The organism is Chryseobacterium sp. BGARF1, assembly GCF_001677955.1.
GTDB lineage: Bacteria > Bacteroidota > Bacteroidia > Flavobacteriales > Weeksellaceae > Chryseobacterium.
Window position 1 is genome coordinate 46700 of sequence record NZ_LELA01000042.1, and the last position, 20074, is coordinate 66773.

General features: G+C 33.3%; 21 protein-coding genes. 12 read left to right on the forward strand and 9 right to left on the reverse strand.

The annotated features are described in order from the left end of the window. The first annotated feature begins 38 nt into the window (after positions 1 to 38). From AB671_RS07545 to AB671_RS07600, 12 genes are all read left to right on the forward strand, one after another. The gene (locus AB671_RS07545) at positions 39 to 278 is read left to right on the forward strand and encodes an addiction module protein (protein ID WP_066678245.1); all 240 of its coding nucleotides are present in this window, start codon (positions 39 to 41) and stop codon (positions 276 to 278) included. Beyond that, on the forward strand, positions 275 to 559 hold the full coding sequence (locus AB671_RS07550) for a type II toxin-antitoxin system RelE/ParE family toxin (protein WP_066678244.1): 285 nt from the start codon (positions 275 to 277) through the stop codon (positions 557 to 559). The genes AB671_RS07545 and AB671_RS07550 overlap by 4 nt, the downstream gene beginning before the upstream one ends. A gap of 18 nt (positions 560 to 577) precedes the next feature. Next, on the forward strand, positions 578 to 1117 hold the full coding sequence (locus tag AB671_RS07555) for a 3-oxoacyl-ACP synthase (RefSeq protein WP_066678243.1): 540 nt from the start codon (positions 578 to 580) through the stop codon (positions 1115 to 1117). Positions 1118 to 1223: 106 nt separating this feature from the next. After that, entirely contained in the window at positions 1224 to 1481 is a 258-nt protein-coding gene (locus AB671_RS07560) for a phosphopantetheine-binding protein (protein WP_066678241.1), read from the forward strand. A 79-nt stretch (positions 1482 to 1560) separates the two neighbouring features. Continuing rightward, the gene (locus tag AB671_RS07565) at positions 1561 to 2760 is read left to right on the forward strand and encodes a beta-ketoacyl-[acyl-carrier-protein] synthase family protein (protein WP_066678239.1); all 1200 of its coding nucleotides are present in this window, start codon (positions 1561 to 1563) and stop codon (positions 2758 to 2760) included. Beyond that, positions 2757 to 3818 (forward strand): beta-ketoacyl synthase N-terminal-like domain-containing protein, encoded by a 1062-nt coding sequence (locus AB671_RS07570; RefSeq protein WP_066678280.1) that lies wholly within the window; start codon positions 2757 to 2759, stop codon positions 3816 to 3818. Before AB671_RS07565 ends, AB671_RS07570 begins: the two co-directional genes overlap by 4 nt. Before the next feature lie 146 nt (positions 3819 to 3964). Then, positions 3965 to 4693, forward strand: coding sequence for a polysaccharide deacetylase family protein (locus AB671_RS07575; RefSeq protein WP_066678237.1), 729 nt, complete (start codon positions 3965 to 3967; stop codon positions 4691 to 4693). 213 nt (positions 4694 to 4906) lie between these two features. After that, a complete protein-coding gene (locus tag AB671_RS07580) occupies positions 4907 to 5533 on the forward strand; it encodes a LolA family protein (RefSeq protein WP_066678232.1) in 627 nt (208 codons plus the stop codon). After that, positions 5499 to 6134 (forward strand): hypothetical protein, encoded by a 636-nt coding sequence (locus tag AB671_RS07585; RefSeq protein WP_066678231.1) that lies wholly within the window; start codon positions 5499 to 5501, stop codon positions 6132 to 6134. The genes AB671_RS07580 and AB671_RS07585 overlap by 35 nt, the downstream gene beginning before the upstream one ends. 3 nt (positions 6135 to 6137) lie before the next feature. Continuing rightward, a complete protein-coding gene (locus AB671_RS07590) occupies positions 6138 to 6509 on the forward strand; it encodes a 3-hydroxyacyl-ACP dehydratase (RefSeq protein WP_157444162.1) in 372 nt (123 codons plus the stop codon). Between the two features lie 5 nt (positions 6510 to 6514). Beyond that, positions 6515 to 6991 carry a hypothetical protein gene (locus tag AB671_RS07595; RefSeq protein ID WP_066678230.1) on the forward strand — a complete coding sequence of 159 codons (477 nt, stop codon included), beginning with the start codon at positions 6515 to 6517 and terminating at the stop codon, positions 6989 to 6991. A gap of 4 nt (positions 6992 to 6995) precedes the next feature. Then, positions 6996 to 8165, forward strand: coding sequence for a DUF2062 domain-containing protein (locus AB671_RS07600; protein WP_066678228.1), 1170 nt, complete (start codon positions 6996 to 6998; stop codon positions 8163 to 8165). 63 nt (positions 8166 to 8228) lie between these two features. Here AB671_RS07600 and AB671_RS07605 read toward each other — a convergent pair whose 3' ends face one another. The 9 genes from AB671_RS07605 to hutH all read right to left on the reverse strand — a co-directional run bounded on the left by AB671_RS07605 (position 8229) and on the right by hutH (position 20001). Beyond that, positions 8229 to 10241: an FG-GAP-like repeat-containing protein gene (locus tag AB671_RS07605; RefSeq protein WP_066678226.1), complete on the reverse strand. Its 2013-nt coding sequence runs from the start codon at positions 10239 to 10241 to the stop codon at positions 8229 to 8231. A 20-nt stretch (positions 10242 to 10261) separates the two neighbouring features. Beyond that, positions 10262 to 11287: a hypothetical protein gene (locus tag AB671_RS07610; RefSeq protein ID WP_228390932.1), complete on the reverse strand. Its 1026-nt coding sequence runs from the start codon at positions 11285 to 11287 to the stop codon at positions 10262 to 10264. Positions 11288 to 11592: 305 nt separating this feature from the next. After that, a complete protein-coding gene (locus AB671_RS07615) occupies positions 11593 to 13389 on the reverse strand; it encodes a C45 family autoproteolytic acyltransferase/hydolase (protein WP_082987260.1) in 1797 nt (598 codons plus the stop codon). Further along, the gene (locus AB671_RS07620; protein ID WP_066678224.1) at positions 13373 to 14911 is read right to left on the reverse strand and encodes a phytoene desaturase family protein; all 1539 of its coding nucleotides are present in this window, start codon (positions 14909 to 14911) and stop codon (positions 13373 to 13375) included. Before AB671_RS07620 ends, AB671_RS07615 begins: the two co-directional genes overlap by 17 nt. 218 nt (positions 14912 to 15129) lie before the next feature. Continuing rightward, positions 15130 to 16014, reverse strand: a complete 885-nt coding sequence (locus AB671_RS07625; RefSeq protein WP_066678222.1) for a lipid A biosynthesis acyltransferase — start codon at positions 16012 to 16014, stop codon at positions 15130 to 15132. A gap of 109 nt (positions 16015 to 16123) precedes the next feature. Beyond that, on the reverse strand, positions 16124 to 16378 hold the full coding sequence (locus tag AB671_RS07630) for an acyl carrier protein (RefSeq protein WP_066678274.1): 255 nt from the start codon (positions 16376 to 16378) through the stop codon (positions 16124 to 16126). 7 nt (positions 16379 to 16385) lie between these two features. Beyond that, positions 16386 to 17606, reverse strand: a complete 1221-nt coding sequence (locus tag AB671_RS07635) for a beta-ketoacyl-[acyl-carrier-protein] synthase family protein (RefSeq protein ID WP_066678220.1) — start codon at positions 17604 to 17606, stop codon at positions 16386 to 16388. A gap of 72 nt (positions 17607 to 17678) precedes the next feature. Beyond that, the gene (fabG, locus tag AB671_RS07640; RefSeq protein ID WP_066678218.1) at positions 17679 to 18410 is read right to left on the reverse strand and encodes a 3-oxoacyl-ACP reductase FabG; all 732 of its coding nucleotides are present in this window, start codon (positions 18408 to 18410) and stop codon (positions 17679 to 17681) included. A 70-nt stretch (positions 18411 to 18480) separates the two neighbouring features. Beyond that, positions 18481 to 20001 (reverse strand): histidine ammonia-lyase, encoded by a 1521-nt coding sequence (gene hutH / locus AB671_RS07645; RefSeq protein WP_066678216.1) that lies wholly within the window; start codon positions 19999 to 20001, stop codon positions 18481 to 18483. Between the last annotated feature and the right edge of the window lie 73 nt (positions 20002 to 20074).

Sequence of the window (20074 nt, forward strand, 5' to 3'; positions counted from 1 at the left end):
ATAATTTTGTAATTTTGATAGAATTAAAGTTTTAGGAAATGGAATCTACTTTAGAAATCAGAAAAAGAATTCACGACTTCATTGATATTGCAGATGAGAGAATCTTACGTATTATCAATGGAATTATTGATGCTGAGGAACAAGAAGATAATTATCCTACAATTCCTGATTGGCATTACGACAAATTAAATGAAAGAAGAGAAAAATACATAACAGGAGAAAGTAAATCTTATACTTGGGAGGAAGTTAAAGAAAAGGCAAAATCTGCTTTAAAATGATTGATGAATTAATCATACAAGAAGAAGCCAGTCTTGAAATTTTGGAAGCATACATTTATTATGAGAATGCACAAAAAGTTTTGGGAGAAAAATTTATGAAACAGATAAATAATTATTTTCGCAGAATCCTCAGCAATCCAAAACATTTTCAGCTTAAAAGAAATTATAGAGAAGCTTTTATTAAAAAGTTTCCCTATCTCATAGTTTTTGATATTATTGATAACAAAATCATTGTACTATCTGTTTTCAACACCCATCAAAATCTAGAGAAAAAGCCTTAAACTTTTTGAAACCTATTAATGAAGAAAACAGACATTTGCACCATAGAAAATTCAAAAATCATTCTCAACAACGAAATTATTTTTGAATCCGAAACCGAAAATTTCTCAGACTTTGCGAAAGAAGCTTATAAAAGTTTAGAACTAAGTTATCCTAAATTTCATAAGATGGATAACTTAAGCAAACTCACTTTTCTTGCTTCTGAAATGATATTGAAAAACGAAAATCACAGCAAAACAGCATTGATTTTTGCTAATAAATCATCAAGCTTAGACACTGATTTTAAATATCAGGAAAGCATTAATTCTCAGGAAAATTATTTCCCAAGTCCTGCTGTTTTTGTGTACACTTTACCGAATATTTGTGTTGGTGAAATCAGCATAAAACATAAAATGCAGACCCAAAATGCTTTTTTCGTTTTGGATGAATTTGATGAAGATTTTTTAAGCTCATATGCAGAACAGATTTTACAATCAGGAAAAGCTGAAAAAGTCTTGTGTGGCTGGGTAGAACTATATCAGGAAAGTTATAAAGCTTTTGTATATTTGCTTACTTTGTAATATAACAATATAAAAATGTAACAGTTTACCAATAATTAATTACCCCAAACATCATTGGTACATTGTTAAACTGATACATTAGTACATTATAAATGAAATTTATTTTATGGAAGATTTAAAATTAGAATTAAAAACAAAAATTATAGAAGTTCTTAACCTTGAAGACGTTGCAATAGAAGAAATCAAAGATACAGACCCGTTATTCGGTGGCGGTCTTGGATTGGATTCTATCGACGCTTTGGAATTGATTGTACTTCTTGACAAAGACTACGGAATCAAATTATCTGACCCTAAAAAAGGAAAAGAAATCTTCCAATCAATCGAAGTGATGGCAAAATTCATCGAAGAAAACAGAACAAAATAAATTAATATACCAATGTATCAATATAACAGTCTAGCAATTGGTAAACTGTTACATTGATACATTGTTACATTTGCAAAAGATGAGTCAAAAAATTGCCATTACAGGGATGGGCATTATTTCCTCCATTGGTCACAATGTCGAGGAAAATTTTATTTCGCTGACGACTGGTAAACACGGGATTTCAGACATTGAAATGTTTGAAACACGCCACACTGGAACTATTAAAACTGGTGAGATAAAGTTGTCTAATGAAGAATTGATACAGAAACTTCAGCTCGCTGAAGATAACAACGTAACAAGAACTGCTTTGTTAGGAATGGTTGCTGCAAAAGAAGCTGTAGAAAGTGCCGGAATTTCGGATATTAATCAATATAAAACCGGGCTCATTTCCTCAACCAGCGTTGGCGGAATGGATATCACCGAAAAATATTTCTACACTTACGAAGATTTCCCTGAAAAGCAAAAATATATTGACTCTCACGATGCCGGAAATTCATCATTGGCTATTGCAGATTTATTAGGTTTGAAAGGAATGGTTTCTACAATTAGTACGGCTTGTTCTTCTGCAGCAAATGCAATTATGATGGGCGCAAAGCTCATTAAAAATGGTGTTTTGGATCGTGTAATTGTCGGCGGAACAGATTCTCTTTCAAAGTTTACTCTGAATGGATTTAATACCTTGATGATTTTGACGGAATCTTACAACACGCCTTTTGATAACGATAGAAAAGGTCTAAATTTAGGTGAAGCCGCTGCTTTTATTGTTTTGGAATCTGATGAAATCGTGAAAAAAGAAAACAAAAAAGTTTTAGCCTATCTTTCAGGATATGGAAACGCTAATGATGCACATCATCAAACTGCTTCTTCAGAAAACGGACAAGGTGCATTTTTAGCAATGGAAAAAGCTTTGAAAGTTTCAGGTTTAGATAAAGAAAACATTGATTATATTAACGTTCACGGAACGGCAACTCCAAATAATGATTTATCGGAAGGAATTGCGATGATTCGAATTTTTGGCGAAAATAAAGTCCCGGAATTCAGTTCTACAAAAGCATTTACAGGTCATACTTTGGCTGCAGCTGCAGGAATTGAAGCAGTTTATTCTATTTTGGCAATGCAGAATAATATCATTTTCCCGAATCTTAATTTTAAAACTAAGATGGAAGAATTTGATTTGACTCCGGTTACTGAACTCAAAGAGAAAAATATCAATCACGTTCTTTCCAATTCATTTGGATTTGGAGGAAATTGTTCAACCTTAATTTTTTCAAAATCGTGAGTGCAGTTTACATCAACAGTGCAGCCTGCATCTCAGTTCAGGACACTTTAAACGAAAACTTTTTCCAAAATTTACAACCTGAAAACTCAGTTCAGATTTTAAAAGCAATTGAGCCTAATTACAAGGAATTCATTCCGCCTGCAGCAAGCAGAAGAATGTCTAAAACAGTAAAAATGAGCACCGTTGCGTCTCAATATGCTTTGAAAGAAGCTGGAATAGAAAATCCTACTGCCATAATTGTTGGTACAGGAATGGGCTGTTCGCAGGATTCTGAAAAGTTTTTAAAAAATGTCCTTGAAAATAATGAAGAGTTTTTAACTCCGACTTTTTTCATTCAATCCACTCACAATACGGTTTCCGGACAAATTGCTTTGGGATTACAATGCCACGGCTATAATTTCACGTACGTCAACACTTCATCTTCATTGGAATTTTCAATGCTGGATGCGAAACTTCAGATTTTAGATGGTGAAGCAGAAGCCATTTTAGTGGGGTCTACAGACGAACAAACAAACAGAACAATGGAATTGTATAAATTAAACAATACCATTAAAAAAGAAGAAAATTTTCCCGTTGATTATTTAAACTCGACAACTGACGGTGTTATTTGGGGTGAAGGCGCCAGTTTTTTTGTCTTAGGAAAAGATAAAACAGAAAATTCTTACGCTCAACTAAAAGATATTCAATTAAGTAATCAATTAGACTTAGAAGAAACTCAACAATTTATTGAAGATTTTTTAGCTAAAAACAATCTGAAAAATGATGAAATTGATGCTGCTATTTTAGGATTCAGCGGAGATAAAAGTTCTGATACTTATTATACGAAAGCAATGGATTTATTTTCAAATTCAGCATTGTTGTATTATAAACATTTGAGCGGAGAATTCAATACGGCAAGTGGTTTTTCAACATTTATGGCTTGCCATATTTTGAAAAATCAGGAAATTCCGGAGGTGATGATGATTAATGATTTAAAGAAAAAAGAAATTAAAAACATTCTTTTATATAATCATTTGGGTGGAAATGACCATAGTTTGGTTTTGTTGGAGAAAGCTTGATTTCATTCAGCAAAGTAAAACAGTCTCTTTGTCATTCTGACGAAGGAAGAATCTCAACTTTACCATTTAGATTCTTCATTTCGCTTCGCTACATTGTGAATGACAAAACAGACGGCAACAAGGAGAACCAATAATTAAAAATAAAGATGAAACATTACCCATTTATCCTATTTTATCTTTTCTGTAACGTTTTTATTTATGCGTTTCAAGGAAGTTTTTGGGTGTATCTGTTTTTGTTTTTAGTGTTTTCAGCGGTTGTAGTTTGGGGTTCTTTTGATATTCGGTTAGGATATTTTGTCAATAGTTTTACGCATAAAAGAACCAAAATAAAAGAAGTTGCATTAACTTTTGATGATGGACCTACAGAATTTACTCCTAAGTTTTTAGATATTTTAAAAGAAAATAACGTAAAAGCTACTTTTTTCTGTATCGGAAAACAGATTGAAAAATATCCCGAAACTTTTCAAAGAATTATTGCAGAGGGCCACACGATTGGAAATCATACGTTTTCGCATTCAAACAATACGGGTTTTTTATCAACTCAAAAAATGATTGAGGAAATTGAGAAATGTGATGAAATGATATTGAAAGTCGGAAATCTAAAAACCGATTTGTACAGACCACCTTTCGGAGTTACCAATCCGAATATTGCAAAAGCAATCCGGAAAACTCAGAAAAAAAGCATTGGCTGGAATGTACGTTCTTTGGATACAATCACAGAAAATGAAAAGAAAATCTTTAGAAAAGTCACCAAAAACCTGAAAAAAGGAAGCATTATTCTTCTTCACGATACTTCGGAAAAAACGTATAATGTTTTGGTAGATTTATTGCTATTTTTGAAGGAAAAAAAATATTCAACTTTTAAGGTTGATTAATAATTTTTTAACCACAAAAGTCACAAAAGTTTTTGGACACATTAGTTTTTTTTAAGTTTAATACTTTGAAAACAGAAATTCACATAAGACGAAAATCAAAGATTTTCAAAAAACTAATGTGTTCTCTTAATACGTCGAATTGCTAACTTCAAGTAACTTAAGTGTTATAAAAAACTTTTGTGCCTTTTGTGGTTAAATTTAAACAATAAAATAATGATTAAAAATATTGCTTTCGGAGCGTTTTTGTTAGCTTCAAGCTTCTTTTTTGCACAAAATACAGCAATGTCCGGAGCGGAAGCAAAAGCGTTTGTAACTAAAGTTTCATCGGAAACCAAAGAAATAAAAACTTTACAAGCCGATTTTATTCAAACTAAAAAAATGGATTTTTTGGATAAAAGCATTATCACGTCCGGTAAAATGTCTTTAAAATCGCCAAATACGCTGAGCTGGAAATACACAAAACCTTATCAATACAGCATTATTTTTAAGGAAAATAAAATTTTCATCAATGACCAGGGAAAAAAATCTTCGGTAGATGCCAAAAGCAAAACTTTTGAAAAAATCAATAAACTGATTGTCGGCAGCTCAAACGGAAAAATGTTCAGCGACCCAGAATTTTCTGTGGAATATTTAAAAAATGGAAATTTCAATATCGCAAAGTTCACTCCTAAATCTGCTCAATTATTGAAATATATCAAACAAATTGAACTTCATTTCCCTAAAAATCAAACGACAGTTTCGCAAGTAAATATGACAGAAGCTTCGGGAGATACAACGAATATTGTTTTCAAAAACACAAAAATCAATGCGCCGATTCCTGCTTCAGAGTTTTCTTTATAGTTTGTTTGTTTTACTGTTTGTTTCCTGTAAAACGTATAAGCTTACAGATGTAAAACCTGTTTCAAATTCTGAAAAAACAGTTGAAAATCTATACTTTTCTTCCAACGAAGATTATGTGTATAAATGTCAAATGGATATTTATAAAAATCACATCAGTGGAATTTTAATTATCAAAAAAATCAAGGAAACAACACATCGTGTTGTATTAACTTCAGATTTTGGAAATAAATTGATTGATTTTGAAGTTTCGGAAAATGATTTTAAACTGAATTACGTTCTTCCGGATTTAGATAAAAAAATCGTCATTAATTTTTTGAAGAATGATTTTCAGGAACTTTTAAGACAAAGATATCCTGTGAATGAAAGTTTTGAAAATGAAAATTCTAAGATTTATCTTTCAAAAATTGAGAAGAAAAATTATTATTTATTTTTCAACAAAGAAAATAATCTGCTCAAGCAAATCATTTATACAAAGAACAATAAGGAAAAAGTCGATTTCACTTTTGATGCAAAAAAACATATCTTCGCGGATAGTTTAAATCTTCAACATAAAGATTTTAAAATCAATATAAAACTATTTCAAATCACCGAAACTGAATAAATAATGCAGACCATTCTTACAGATTTTTACACTTTAAAGTCCTCTGAAAAAGCAGAAAACGGAAGTTTTATTGCTCATATTTTCCTGAATAAAAATAATGATATTTTCAAAGGCCATTTCCCAGGAAATCCTGTAACTCCCGGAGTTTGTATGATGCAGATTGTAAAAGAACTGACTGAAGAATTTACTGGGAAGAAATTATTTCTAAAATCAGCATCCAATGTAAAGTTTATGGCCATCATAAATCCTTTTGAGACACCGGATTTAACGCTGCAATTAGATATTAAAGAAAGCGAAGAAGAAATCAAAGTAAAAAACGTGACTTCTTTTGGCGAGACTATTGCATTAAAAATGTCGGTAAACTATAAAAAATAGACCTTATGAAACTTATTTTCTCGTTTTTGACTGCTTTTTTTCTATTCTTTCAATCTGATCTTGATGCTTTAAGAAACAGCTATGAAAAGGCCAATTCGTCAACTGCAAATACACAAAGTTTCATTGATATCGCTGAAAAGCAAACTGGTTCTGATGCCGTAACAAACGGTTACAAAGCTGCTGCGAAAATAATGGAGGCTAAAATTGTAACCAAAAACAGAAAAGCCCTCGTAAAATCCGGAGCAACAAGTCTTGAAAGCATTATTAAAAGCAATCCAAGTAACGCAGAATTGAGAGTTATAAGAATGAGCGTTCAGGAAAATATCCCGAAAATTGTAGGTTATCGAGGAAGCTTAAAAGACGACAAAGCTTTTCTTTTAAATAATTACAGCAAACAAAACGCAGCGCTGAAAACTTATATTAAAAAGTTTGCAACTCAGTCTAAGACCATGACAGACGCAGAAAAAGCAATGTTAAAATAAAACAATGACCCTTCCTGAAGTGCAAAATGCAATTTCTGAAAAGAAAATCTGCGTTTTAATTCCTACTTACAATAACGAAAAAACTCTGAAAAGAGTAATTGACGGTGTTTTAGATTATACCGAAAATATTATCGTTATCAATGACGGCTCTACTGATTCTACTTTACAGATTTTAGAAAAATATTCGATTACTATTATTAATCTATCAGAAAACAAAGGGAAAGGAAATGCACTGAAAATAGGTTTTAGAAAAGCAAAAGAATCAGGCTACAATTACGCCATCACCATCGATTCAGACGGACAACATTATCCCGATGACATTCCTGTTTTTGTAGAAAATCTGTTGAAAGAAAACGAAGATGTCTTACTGATTGGAAATCGAAATATGTCGCAAGACGGGATTCCGAAAAAAAGCAGTTTTGGAAATCGTTTCTCTAATTTCTGGTTTTGGTTTGAGACCGGAATCAAGCTTGAAGACACACAATCTGGTTATCGACTTTATCCTTTACATAAAATTCCGAAAAAATATTTTACTCCAAAATTCGAGTTTGAAATCGAAATTATCGTAAGAACCGCCTGGAGACACATTTCTGTAAAAAATGTTCCGATAAAAGTTTTGTATGACCCTGCAGAAAGGGTTTCGCATTTCAGACCTTTTAAAGATTTTACAAGAATCAGTATTTTGAATACAATTTTGGTGACCATCACTTTATTGTATATTATTCCAAGAAATTTCATTAATAATTTCAGAAAAAAAAGCTTTAAAAAATTCATCAAAGAAGATGTTCTAGAAAGTGAAGGAACCAACCGTGTAAAAGCGTTTTCTATCGCTTTGGGTGTTTTCATTGGGCTTTCTCCGTTTTGGGGATTTCAGACGTTGTTGGTAATTTCTTTATCAGTCCTTTTCAAACTCAATAAAGTTTTGGCATTTGTGGCTTCCAATGTGAGTTTGCCGCCGTTTATTCCGTTCATTATTGCCGCTTCATTGTTTTTGGGAGCGCCTTTCGTTTCAGGAGATTCTAATCTTTTGAGTCAGGATTTGAATTTCGATTTAGTAAAAAATAATCTGCTTCAATACATTATCGGAAGCTTTATTCTGGCGACTTCAATTTCTACCATTTCAGGAATTGCTGCTTTTCTTTTTTTGAATAAAGTGAATCCTGAAAATAATTGATTTTCATAAAAAACTGCAAAGCCTTTCGACTTTGCAGCATTAATTTAAGTTTAAAATTAGATTTTACTTTTTAATTATTTTCTGAGAATATATTTTCCCATTTTTATCGGTTAAAACCAACAAATAATTACCTGCATTTAATTGTTTCACAGAAATTGATTCTTTCTCAACTTTGGTCTGTAAAACCATTCTTCCGCTAAGCTCATAGATTTTTGCTTCTGTCGGAGCAAAGTTTTTGTTTGATTTAAAATTAATAATATCAAAAGCAGGATTTGGATATACTGTAAATAAATCTTGGATATTTTCGACATCTCTAGTTCCTAAATGCGTTCCTTCTACAACATGGAGGGTTGTATTTGGTGTAACATTATCGATGATATCGACCAATCCGGAAGGCCATTTTATAACAACTTTTGTGATGGCAGTAGCCTGACCAATCCCAAAATGTGTATTCAATGTATTCATATTTCTGAATCCTACTCCACTTTGTACATCACGAATCTGTTTTCCCCAAGCGCCGTAAATTTCTACTCTTGCACCAATTCCGTTTCTGTTGCTTTGGGTTCCTTGTAAAGTTACTTTTAGCCATTTATTGGTATTTCCTGCATTCAGCATAATGGTATTTCCATTCTGAATATCAAGAAAACCGTCGTTGTTAAGATCCCCAACCGGTCTGTTGTTATAATTTAAATTATATGGATTTGCATTAGGAGTAAATTTAAGATTTCCATCCCCAAACATAATATTGTTTCCAGCTCCTAAAATATCCAAAAATCCATCATTATCAAAATCATAAGCAACATATTCTCTGCTTAAACCACTTGCAGTATCATAACCCGAATCTACTGAGACATCTGCAAAAGTTCCATCCCCATTATTCTTCATCACCTTGCTGTATCCGTTTGCTGTGGAATTCATTCCCACTACAGCATCCATCCAACCATCATTATTAAAATCTCCCCAAGCCGAAGACCAAGTCTGAACAGGGTTTGCCATATTTGCCATAGCCGCTACATTGGTGAAAGTTCCGTTACCGTTATTTCGATGAAGCTCATCAATATTTCCACCAGGTCCGGAGCCTCCTCCGCTACATTTAGCGATAAATAAATCCATATCACCATCATTATCATAGTCAACCCAAATGGATCCATAATTTCCGCCAGAAGGGAAATCTCCCATTCCACCTTGATTATGATTCATATTGGTTCCGTCATTCATATAAAATCTGTTGGGAGCATTATCATCACAGACAAAAGCATCTAATTTTCCGTCTTTATTGATATCTACAAAATTGGTACGCTGCGTAAGAAAAGATTGAGGCTTTCTGTCTACGGTGAAGCCTGTTCCCGTTGCATTGGCTTTTACAAAAGCAATTCCGCTGGCAGAACCATAGATAAGATCATTGAAGCCATTATTATCATAATCTCCGGCAGCAATACTCCAATATGGTAAAACTGAAGTATCAGGAATAGTATGAGCTACCTCATTAAAAGTACCTCCAGGCTGTTGATATGCAATTACTATCTGAGTATTATTGACCACCGAAACGATATCATCTAAATAATCACCATTCATATCTACCACACAATGGTTATAGATTCCCGGAGCATTTACAGACTGTTGATTAAACGATAAACGACTTGGTACAGGAATAGTTTCTGCAACTGTAAAGTTAAATCCTGAGCTTGTCCACCTATTATCAAAAGTGATGTAATAAGTTGTTCCCATTGTTGCAGCAAAAGTAACCTGAGAAGGCAAACCTAAAAAATCATCATTTGCAGTCACACAAGTTTGACTTCCGCAATTTCCTTTAAAAACAATTATTCTTGTATCTACATTTTGTCCTGGCAAAGCCGTGGAAACAGTAATATTAATATTTTGCGTCGCAGTATATTTATACCATAACGCAGCATTTCCAGAATTAGCAAGCGTACAGACTGTCGGAAGCGCTGTACCTGTAACTGCAGGAGCAGTATATGTTCCCGGTGAAAGATTCACTGCTGTAGCACAGGTTAATTGTGCATTTCCCCATGTTATACTAAATAATACAACAAAAAAGGATAGTTTTTTTTTCATGATTATTTTTAGTTTTATTTTTATGGACAGTTTTGATTCAAAGAATTAATCCATTGTTTTAAAAGTTCTACCCCCTCATCATGAACCACCGTTCTTCCCAATAAAGGCATTCTCATACTTTCATCTACAGAATTAAGTCTATAATTCATTACAGATTTATTATGATTTCCCGGAGTAATAATCCTCTGTAAAGACTGATCGATAGGCTCATCTGCGGCTACACAAATTCCCATATTTGCAAAGTTGGCAGTTTTATTAAAGCTCAGTCGTATCGCTCTGTAATCACAACGAGCCTTTTCCTGATGACAATGCGCACAATTGATATCAACATATGAACGTAATCGAATATCTACAGGTTTACTTGTATCTCTATAATCAACTGTAGAAACAATACTTGAAGGATAGCTTTGCAAATAACCTTCATCAACAAGTTTCTGTAACTGATTTTTCAATCCGTTTGGATAACTATAAGAAGCATTAAGATTTTGAGGTTTCACACCAATCGGAACCGGTTGATTATCTAATTTATGACAGGCATAACATTCAGACTCAGAAGGAATTCTGTAAGCTGTAGTAATAACATCATTATTACTTTTCTTAAATGTAATATTTTTTGAGCTTCCGCTTGTAAAATCGGCACCAGTTACTAAATTTGCTTCAGTTTGATCATCATTCCACAAATATTCAGCAAATATCCAACCGCTCGCTTTTTTAATCATTAATCTTGTCTCAATAATTTTCGTGCTATTACCCGGCTGAACAGTATTATAATAAAAGTTTTTAATTAAAACTGTTCCGACAGGAAAATTTAACGACTGATCATCTGAAACATAACTTGCTTTAGTAGATTCCGGCATCCAGATAAATCTCTTTTTTAAGGCATAATCTGTAAAAAGAGAGCTCGCCGGTTCATAAGGAATCACTTTTTTTGATGGATTTAAATTTTTTAAATCTCCGGTAAAAAAAGAATACGTTGAAAGTTTTGAATAAGGAACTGCATCAATATTAAAGTTAACAAAGGAACTTTCTGTTTCTACAGCTTCCATTTTTTCATCAGTTTTACATGAAATAAGGAGTAAAAAAGATAAAATTAAAAAATAGATTTTTTTCATTAATTCAATAGTATTGGAAAAACGAATATAAATATTTAACACAATCGCCACCAAACATTTTCACAAAAAATAAATAATTATATTTAGAATAATTCAACAAAACAAATTAAAAAGCACGAAATCCACGAACAACGCAACAAAATACAATTACAACCACAATTTAATTAAAACTAAAAAAAGCTATAAGAATTGCTTCTCATAGCTCTATTTCAATAAAATATTTTGTCCTAAAAAAAGATTTATTTCACATTTTTCTTCACTTTCTTCAAATATCTCTCGATATTTTCTTTATCAGGAATTGTTGTAATCTCCTTCGTTAAAGCTTTTTCAAATTCTGTTTTTGCTTTTGAAAATTCTTTTTGTTTAAAATAATATTTCCCGGATTGATAATAAACCAGCCAAAAATCAGGATTCAAAGATTGATAATGAGGAATAAAATCATCTGTAAGAACCATATTATCCGAATCGATTGCACTTTGTATTTCAGAATGAGCAAATTTAAACTCTTCATAATTTTCAAATTCCTGAGAATCTACAAACGGGTCTTTAACAATATTCAATTCAGATTTTGGAAATTTTCCACTTCTTAATCTTTTATCAGAGAAAATCTCATTCAAATCATAACAGACAAATTCGCCCAACTGATAAGGGTTTGAAGAAACCCAAACTAATCTTTTCTGAGGCGAAAAAATCACCGCGTGATGTGCCAAAAGCTGATTAATCGCTTTCTCATTTCCATAGCCTATTTTTTCATCTTTCAAACCAGATTTGTCTCTTAAAATGGAAGCCATTTTTTCAGGATTCAGTTTTTTATTTTCCTGCAAAAGCTCCTGAAGTTTTTCGTAACGGTATTCAGAATGACTTTCTAAAATTTGCTTTTTATTTCTTTTATCATCTTTATAAGCCTCCGATTGAAAGTGATTGGTGCAAAAAACTTTACTCGTATTTTCAACTTTATAAACCCCAAAATTATCGGGAGAAACTTCAATAATGACTGCATTTTTATCATTTGAACTTCCTACCAAAATAGATTCGGACACGAAAACTTTTCTCTTTCTGGCAATCGCAATCGCTTCATCAATTGTTGTGGCGTATTGCAAAATTTCTCTTGTCACAAAAGAAATTGGCGTTTTTGCAGTGAACGGAATTTTCGATTTCCCGGCGTTAATCGTTACTGTAATTCCCTCTTTATTCATCCCGGAAACTACACCAATCATTCCTGGCCAACTTACAGACATATAAGGAATTCCGTCTTCTGGTTCTACAAATTCAATTAATTTATTTTTCGCAAATTCGTCACCGACATAAAAATCAAAATTTCTTCCAATCAACAAATCTCCGTCTTCCGTATTTTCATTCCAAACTGCAAGCGAAGTGCAACCAACAACCATTAGATCCTGCATTGCGTGACCAATATCGTGTGCGCCGTGCAAATACATCGCTCGTCTAAACTTTGGAGCAATAAAATCATATTTATCTGATGAATATTGCGATAAGCCGTATAATTCAGCCTGAAAATCTTCTCTTACATTGAGATACATTTTTCGGTTGTACCATTTCAAGAAACCTCTCAACAATTTTTGCTTAAACTTCGAGGGAACAAAACTTTCCACTTTAGAAAAGAAAATTTCTTCCTGTTTCTGCATCAAATTTTGCGTTAAAGCGCCATTGTTATAGCCCAATTGCAAAGGATTTCCTTTGATGTACAGTTCCCAAAGCTGCTGTTTATTTTTGGTTAAATAATTTTGGTTAAAACTAAAAGTAGAGTCGTTAATTGTTTTGATTTTGGGTATTTCTAACGAATATTGTTTGATATCAGGAACGTGTTTGATTGATTTTCGGACACCACAAGAAGTAAGGTTGAGAATGAGAATAAGGTTTAGAAAAAGGAAAATTAGATTTCTGTTATTGTATAAACGTCGAATGTTGTCATTCAGACGAAGGAAGAATCTCAACAAAAACAATTGAGATTCTTCACTTCGCTTCGCTTCGTTCTGAATGACAAACTGTATTTTATCTTTATTTTTCACTTTCATTCTTATTAATCATTTGCGTCAAACGTTCATCAATTTTTTCTTTACCCAAAATTTCTGCGCAAGTATTGAACGCTCCGATTGTACAACCCAAAATCCCGTGCATATTGACAGATTGCCCTGTTAGAAAGAGATTATCAATCTTCGTTCGCGGAGAAACCATCGTTTTTAAAGGGTTTTCTGAACTTTTGATGTAACCATACATATTCCCGTTAAAACTTCCGATATAGTCGCGGTAAGACAAAGGTGAAGACGTATAAATATGTTTAATTGAGTCTCTTAAATTCGGTATTTTCTTTTCTAAAGCATCAATCATATTTTCTGCTTTTTCTAGCTTAAATTTTTCGTATTGTTTTCCTCTTTCGTGTTCTTCAGCAACGGTGTTTACAGTAGTTTCCCACGCTTTCACCTCATCAAAATCCATATAAGAAATGGCGGTTAAGCTTTCTGCAAAATCAGGATGATTCTTTGAAGGCGTGGAAGAAAGCATATAGGTTTCGGGCCACGATTGTTTGTCGTAACGATAGGCATTCCAGACCAGTTCTTCAGATGAATAGTGGTAAATATTGTAATTAAAGTTCGGAACTGTTTGAGGTTTTAAAACCAAATAAACGCTAAAACACGAGGAAACCGGCTCCCAGCTCAGGATCCTGTTTAAAAAAGATTTTTTCAGCTTTTCTTCGCCGATTATTTTAGTTAAAGAACGAATTTCAATATTTGAAATGAACTGCTTGGCGAAATATTCTTTCCCTGATCTCGTTTTTACCGAACTTAAAACATTATTTTCATTAAAGATAAACCCAGTAACTTCAGAATGTTTGTGAACATCCGCTCCGTATTCTCTTAATTTTCGGATTAAAAGCTTAGAAATCTGGCTTCCTCCTTTCATACATTTGTAAGCACTTTGAATATAAGAATTCACCGTTAAAGCATGAACGTAAAACGGAACATTTTCAGAATCGCCTGCATACAAAAAATTGGAACCCAATAAAACAGATTGCAATTTATTATTCTGAGTAATCGATTCGATGAATCTTTTGGTATTTAAATGGAGAATTTCTTCACTATAACTATCTTTTCCAACCACATTATATCTGGGAAAGTGATTGCAAACACGCTGAATTTCTTCACAATAATCTTCTAAATTCTCTCTTTCTTCAGGAAAATATTTTGATAATTGTTCAACAAAGTTTTCATAACCCTGAGCGTGCGGATATTCAATTTCATCGTCTCCGAAAGTGATTTTATCGTAGCCATTTTCATCCATTTTCTGGAGCTCCAAATCATCCATTATTTCCAGGTAAGAAAAAAACTGATGCAGGTTTTGTCCTTTTGAAAGTCCGCCCAAATAATGAACTCCGGTATCGAAAATTAATTTATCACGGGAAAATGTCTGTAAATTTCCGCCATATTGATTGTTTTTTTCTAGGACACAGACCTTTAAGCCTTCTTTAGCCAAAATAAGAGCCGAAACAAGACCTCCTATTCCGCTGCCGATAATCAATATGTCGTATGTTTTTTTCAAGGAAATTAATTTTCATCAGCCTTGTCAAGGTTTAAAACCTTGACAAGGCTTTTCTATTGCTGAATTGTTTGCAGCCCGACTTGAGCGGAAATCCTTTTTTTGCTTTGGTAAAGCTTTGGCAAAAAAAGATTGAGAGCGGAAGGCGGAAATAGCTGCCATAAAAAAATATTAAACTGTTATTCAATACTGTCAAATAACCGCCTTAAAATTATCGAAAATTAATCAATATCGTCCCAAAAATCGAAATAGTTGAACCATTGAAGTGGATATTTCTGAATCATCGATTCAAGATTTTTGGTGTATGAGTGTAAAAGCCCTTGTGCATCGCGTTTTTTGACGTTTTCAGCGACTCTTGCATACAAATGATAATGAAGATTCTTTTCTTTCATTACATACACATAAACCACAGGAACACCCAATCTGGAAGCAATAAGGAACGGACCTGCCGGAAATTTTGCACTTTTCCCAAGCAAATCTGCTTCAAGGAATTTTGAACCTTCAAAATAACGATCGCCTGTAAAACATATCAATTCGTTTTTAGACAACGCTTCATTGATGTCGAAAATATGCGACATATCGTCTTTCACGTAAATGAATTTGATGTTGCTTTGTTTTACAGAAATGCTTTCTAGATATTCTTTAATGACCGTAACTTCCTGGTCTGTAGTGACTAAATTAATCTGACATTCGAAATCGATATCGGCAAAAAAATGCTCTGCAATTTCGAAATTTCCGATGTGTGCGCTGATGAGAACTCCACCTTTTTTTTCGGCCAAAAGATTTCTAAGATTTTCTATTCCGTCGAATTCGTAGGTATATTTGTTTCTTAATCCTGCAGAAATAGCAGTTTTATCAATCAGAATTGTTCCGAAAGTGAAATAGCTTTTAAATAATGAAATTTTTGTTTTCCAAAATCCGTAATTTAATCTTTTCTGGAAATAATATCTGTAGTATTTGTTGCTGTTTTTTTCGAACAAAAAGTAGTAACAGGCAACAAAATAAAGTACAAAATAAGAACTTCGGATCCCGATATTTCTAATGCACCAGACGAAAATTTGGTAACCAAGAATAGTGCCTTTAGATTTACCTTTCCACTTGTTCATAGTATTAATTTAACAATGTATCAGTCTAACAATGTAACAATATTTAAAACATTGGTAAACTGTTAAATTGTAGTATCGTTACATTTTTTGAGTAAAGTTTAATCGATAGTTATGCGTTTTTATTGGCGATCTTGTTTTCAATTGTCGAGTAGAAATCATCAAATGTGATAATATCTTTAAAGTCTGCTTCGCCTAATTTCACTCCAAAATTAGATTCGATAACTACCACCAAATCTATATAATCTAAACTGTCTAAGCCCAAAGTCTTCTTAAAATGAGCATCATGAGTGATTTCGTCACCATCTACCTCAAATTCATTGATTAAAAAATCATTAGCAATGGCAACAATTTTTTCTCTTTCCATGTTTTCTTTATTCAAATTTTTTAACGATTAATGCGGAATTGGTTCCCCCAAATCCGAAAGAATTCGACAAAAATACGTCAATTTTTTGATTTTTAGTTTCGGAGATCAAATTTATCTTTTGAGCGTCTTCATCAGGATTTTCTAAATTGATATTTGGAGCGATAAAATCGTTCTGCATCATCAAAATCGAATAGATCACTTCACTTGCACCTGCCATCCAACATTCGTGACCCGTCATTGACTTTGTAGAACTTACCGGGACTTCGCTTCCGAAGATTTCGTGAATCGCTTTTGCTTCGTTTGCATCACCAATTGGTGTGGAAGTCGCATGAGCATTAATATAATCGATATCTTTTACTTCTAAACCCGACTGTTTTAAAGCACGGTTCATCGCTAAAGCCGGACCGTCTACATTCGGTGTAGAAATATGTCCGCCGTTTGAAGAAAAGCCGTAACCAACGATCTCGCCTAAAATAGTGGCACCTCTTTTCTGTGCAGATTCAAGGCTTTCAACAATTAAAGTTGCTGCTCCACCGCTCGGTATTAAGCCATCTCTTTCAGAATCAAAAGGTCTTGATGCTTTTGCTGGTTCGTTTTCTCTTACCGAAAAAACACCCAAACCATCAAAACTCGCCATTGAATATTTGTTGGTTTCCTGTGCTCCACCGCAAACAATCATCTCCTGAAAACCATTTTTAATCATCATGTAAGCCAATCCCAAAGAATGAGAACCGCTTGCACAAGCTGCACTGATGGTGAGATTGATTCCCCTCAATTTAAAAATAGTAGAAAGATTCATCGTTACCGTGGAGTTCATCGATTTAAAAATCGCTCCAGAACCCATCAACGTGGTATCTTTTTTTTCTCTAGCAATATCAATAGATTCTACAACCGCTTTTGAAACACTGTCATTTCCATATAAAATCCCAACTTCGTTTTGGTCTAAAAAGTCTTGGTCGATTTTTGCCTGTTTTAGAGCATCCAATGTTGCAATGTAAGCGTATTCGCTTTCTTCGCCCATACTTACGCGTTGACGTCTGCTGAGAAGATTCTTCAAATCCGGTTTTGGAACAACTCCCGTAAGACCCGACCTAAAGCCAAAGTCTTTTCTTTCATCGACTAAAACAATTCCCGATTTTCCTTGATACAGGGATTCTTTCACTTCTTCCAAAGAAGTGCCGATGCAAGAATAAATTCCCATTCCGGTAATGACTACCCTATTTTCCATCTAAATTTTAGGTTATAAGCTTCAGGTTTTAGGTTGCAGCTAATTACTGTCACCTATTATCTGTTACCTAATTTATGAATAAATTCCTCCGTTAATATTAATAATTTCTCCTGTGATGTAAGAAGATTTTTTTGATGCTAAAAATGCAACCAAATCTGCCACTTCTTCTGCTTCACCAAATCGATTGGCTGGAATCATCGTTTTCAATTCATCTTCGTTAAAATCCTGAGTCATATCTGTTTTGATAAAACCCGGAGCAACTGCATTTACCGTGATATTTCTTTTTGCAACTTCCTGAGCCAAAGCTTTTGTCGCTCCCACCAAAGCTCCTTTCGCAGCAGAATAATTGGTTTGTCCAGCCGTTCCTTTTACTCCGGAAACAGAAACCATATTGATAATTCTGCCATATTTGTTTCTCAATAATTTTTGAATGAAGAAATTCGTCACATTATAGAAACCATTTAAACTTGTATTGATCACAGAATTCCAGTCTTCAATTGGCATCCACATGAATAATCCGTCTCTTGTAATTCCTGCGTTGTTTACGATAATTTCGACTACAGAATTTGGATTATTTTCCTGCCATTCATTTAAAACTTTTTGAGTTTCTTCGGCATTTCCTACATCAAATTTAAGAATTTCTCCTGTAGAACCTAACTCTTCCACTTTCGCTAAAGTTTCCTTTGCTGCAGCTTCATTAGAAGTATAATTAATTAAAATATGCTCAATTTTCTCTTCTGCCAGTTTTATACAGATGGCTCTTCCAATTCCTCGGGAACCGCCTGTTACAATTGCACATTTCATCTATTCGTTTTTAATATTTTCTATTAATAGGATTTCATCCTATTCTTTGTTAAATCGTCCTTTCAGGACTTTAGAAATGTTTTAAATATTTTTTCACTTCCTCCAAATAAGGATACATCACCATATCATTTGAAAATGCAGGAATAATTTTTCTGATCTCATCGTACAATTCTTTTGTTTTTGATGAAATTTGATCTTGGTAACCCAGGTATTCTATAGCCTGAACAACAGTAATCGCTTCAATAGCCAAAACTTCAAAAGCGTTTTCAATTACTTTTCTGCAAATCACCGCTGCATTGGTTCCCATACTTACAATATCCTGATTATCATTATTATTAGGAATACTGTGAACATACATTGGGTTCGACAACATCTGACTTTCTGCCGTTGTGGAAGTTGCCGTAAACTGAACACCCTGCATCCCGAAATTAAATCCTAATTTACCTAAATTAACAAATGGAGGTAAAATTTCGTTTATTTTTGAATTTAAAAGATAATTCAATTGTCTTTCAGCCAACATGGTCAACTTCGTTACAACAATCTTCAACTTATCCATTTCCAAAGAAATATAATCTCCGTGGAAATTTCCACCATGATAAACATGTTGATCTTTTACATTGATAATTGGATTATCGTTCGCTGAATTGATCTCATTTTCCAACACTTTTTCAGTGTATTCTAAAGTATCTAAAACCGGACCTAAAATCTGAGGAACACATCTTAAAGAATAATATTCCTGTACTTTTTCTTTGAAAACCTTTTCCTGTTCTTCAAAGTGAGTATATAAATGGTCTGCTCTTTTTCTGATCAATTTACTGTCAGATAAATGATCACGCATTTTTTCTGCAATTTTCTGCTGACCTGCGTGAAGCTTTGTTCCATTCAATACTTCTGAAAAATGGTCATCATATGCCTGAACAATTTCGTTAATGGCACAAGATAGTTTTAATGAAATATCAGTTAATTGATTGGCTTTATACGCATTAACAACACCTATTCCAGTCATAACAGAAGTTCCGTTCATTAAGGCTAAACCTTCTCTTATTTCTACCTGAATTGGCTCTAAACCTTCAATTCCAAAAACTTCTTTGGTTGATCTTCTGTCACCTTTATAAAAAACTTCGCCTTCACCAATTAAAACTAAAGCCAAGTGCGCCAATTGCACCAAATCACCACTTGCTCCAACACCTCCGTGTTCAAAAATAAGCGGTGTAATGTTTCTGTTAATTAATTCTTTAAGTAAATTTACTACAGATTCATGAACTCCGGAATTCCCTAATGATAGTGTATTTAATCTTGCTAACATACAAGCTTTTACCTCATCAGCAGGAAGTGGATTTCCGATACCCGAAGAATGGCTTCTGATAAGATTATACTGAAGTTGGTGTGTATCTTCATCACTGATCTTAAATTGCGCCATTGGCCCAAAACCCGTATTCACACCATAAATTACTTTATTTTTTGAAAATTCCTTTAGAAAAGAAAAGCTCTCATTCACCCTCTGGAGAAGTGTTAGATCTAATTCAATGCTTTCATTTTCAATAATAATTCTCTGAAAATCTCTCAGTTCTAAAAAGTTATTTATTTTCATCAATTAAAAGTAATAATATATAATTTTTGTAAAATGTAATTAATTGTCACTAATTTTGCGCAAAGATAAAAAG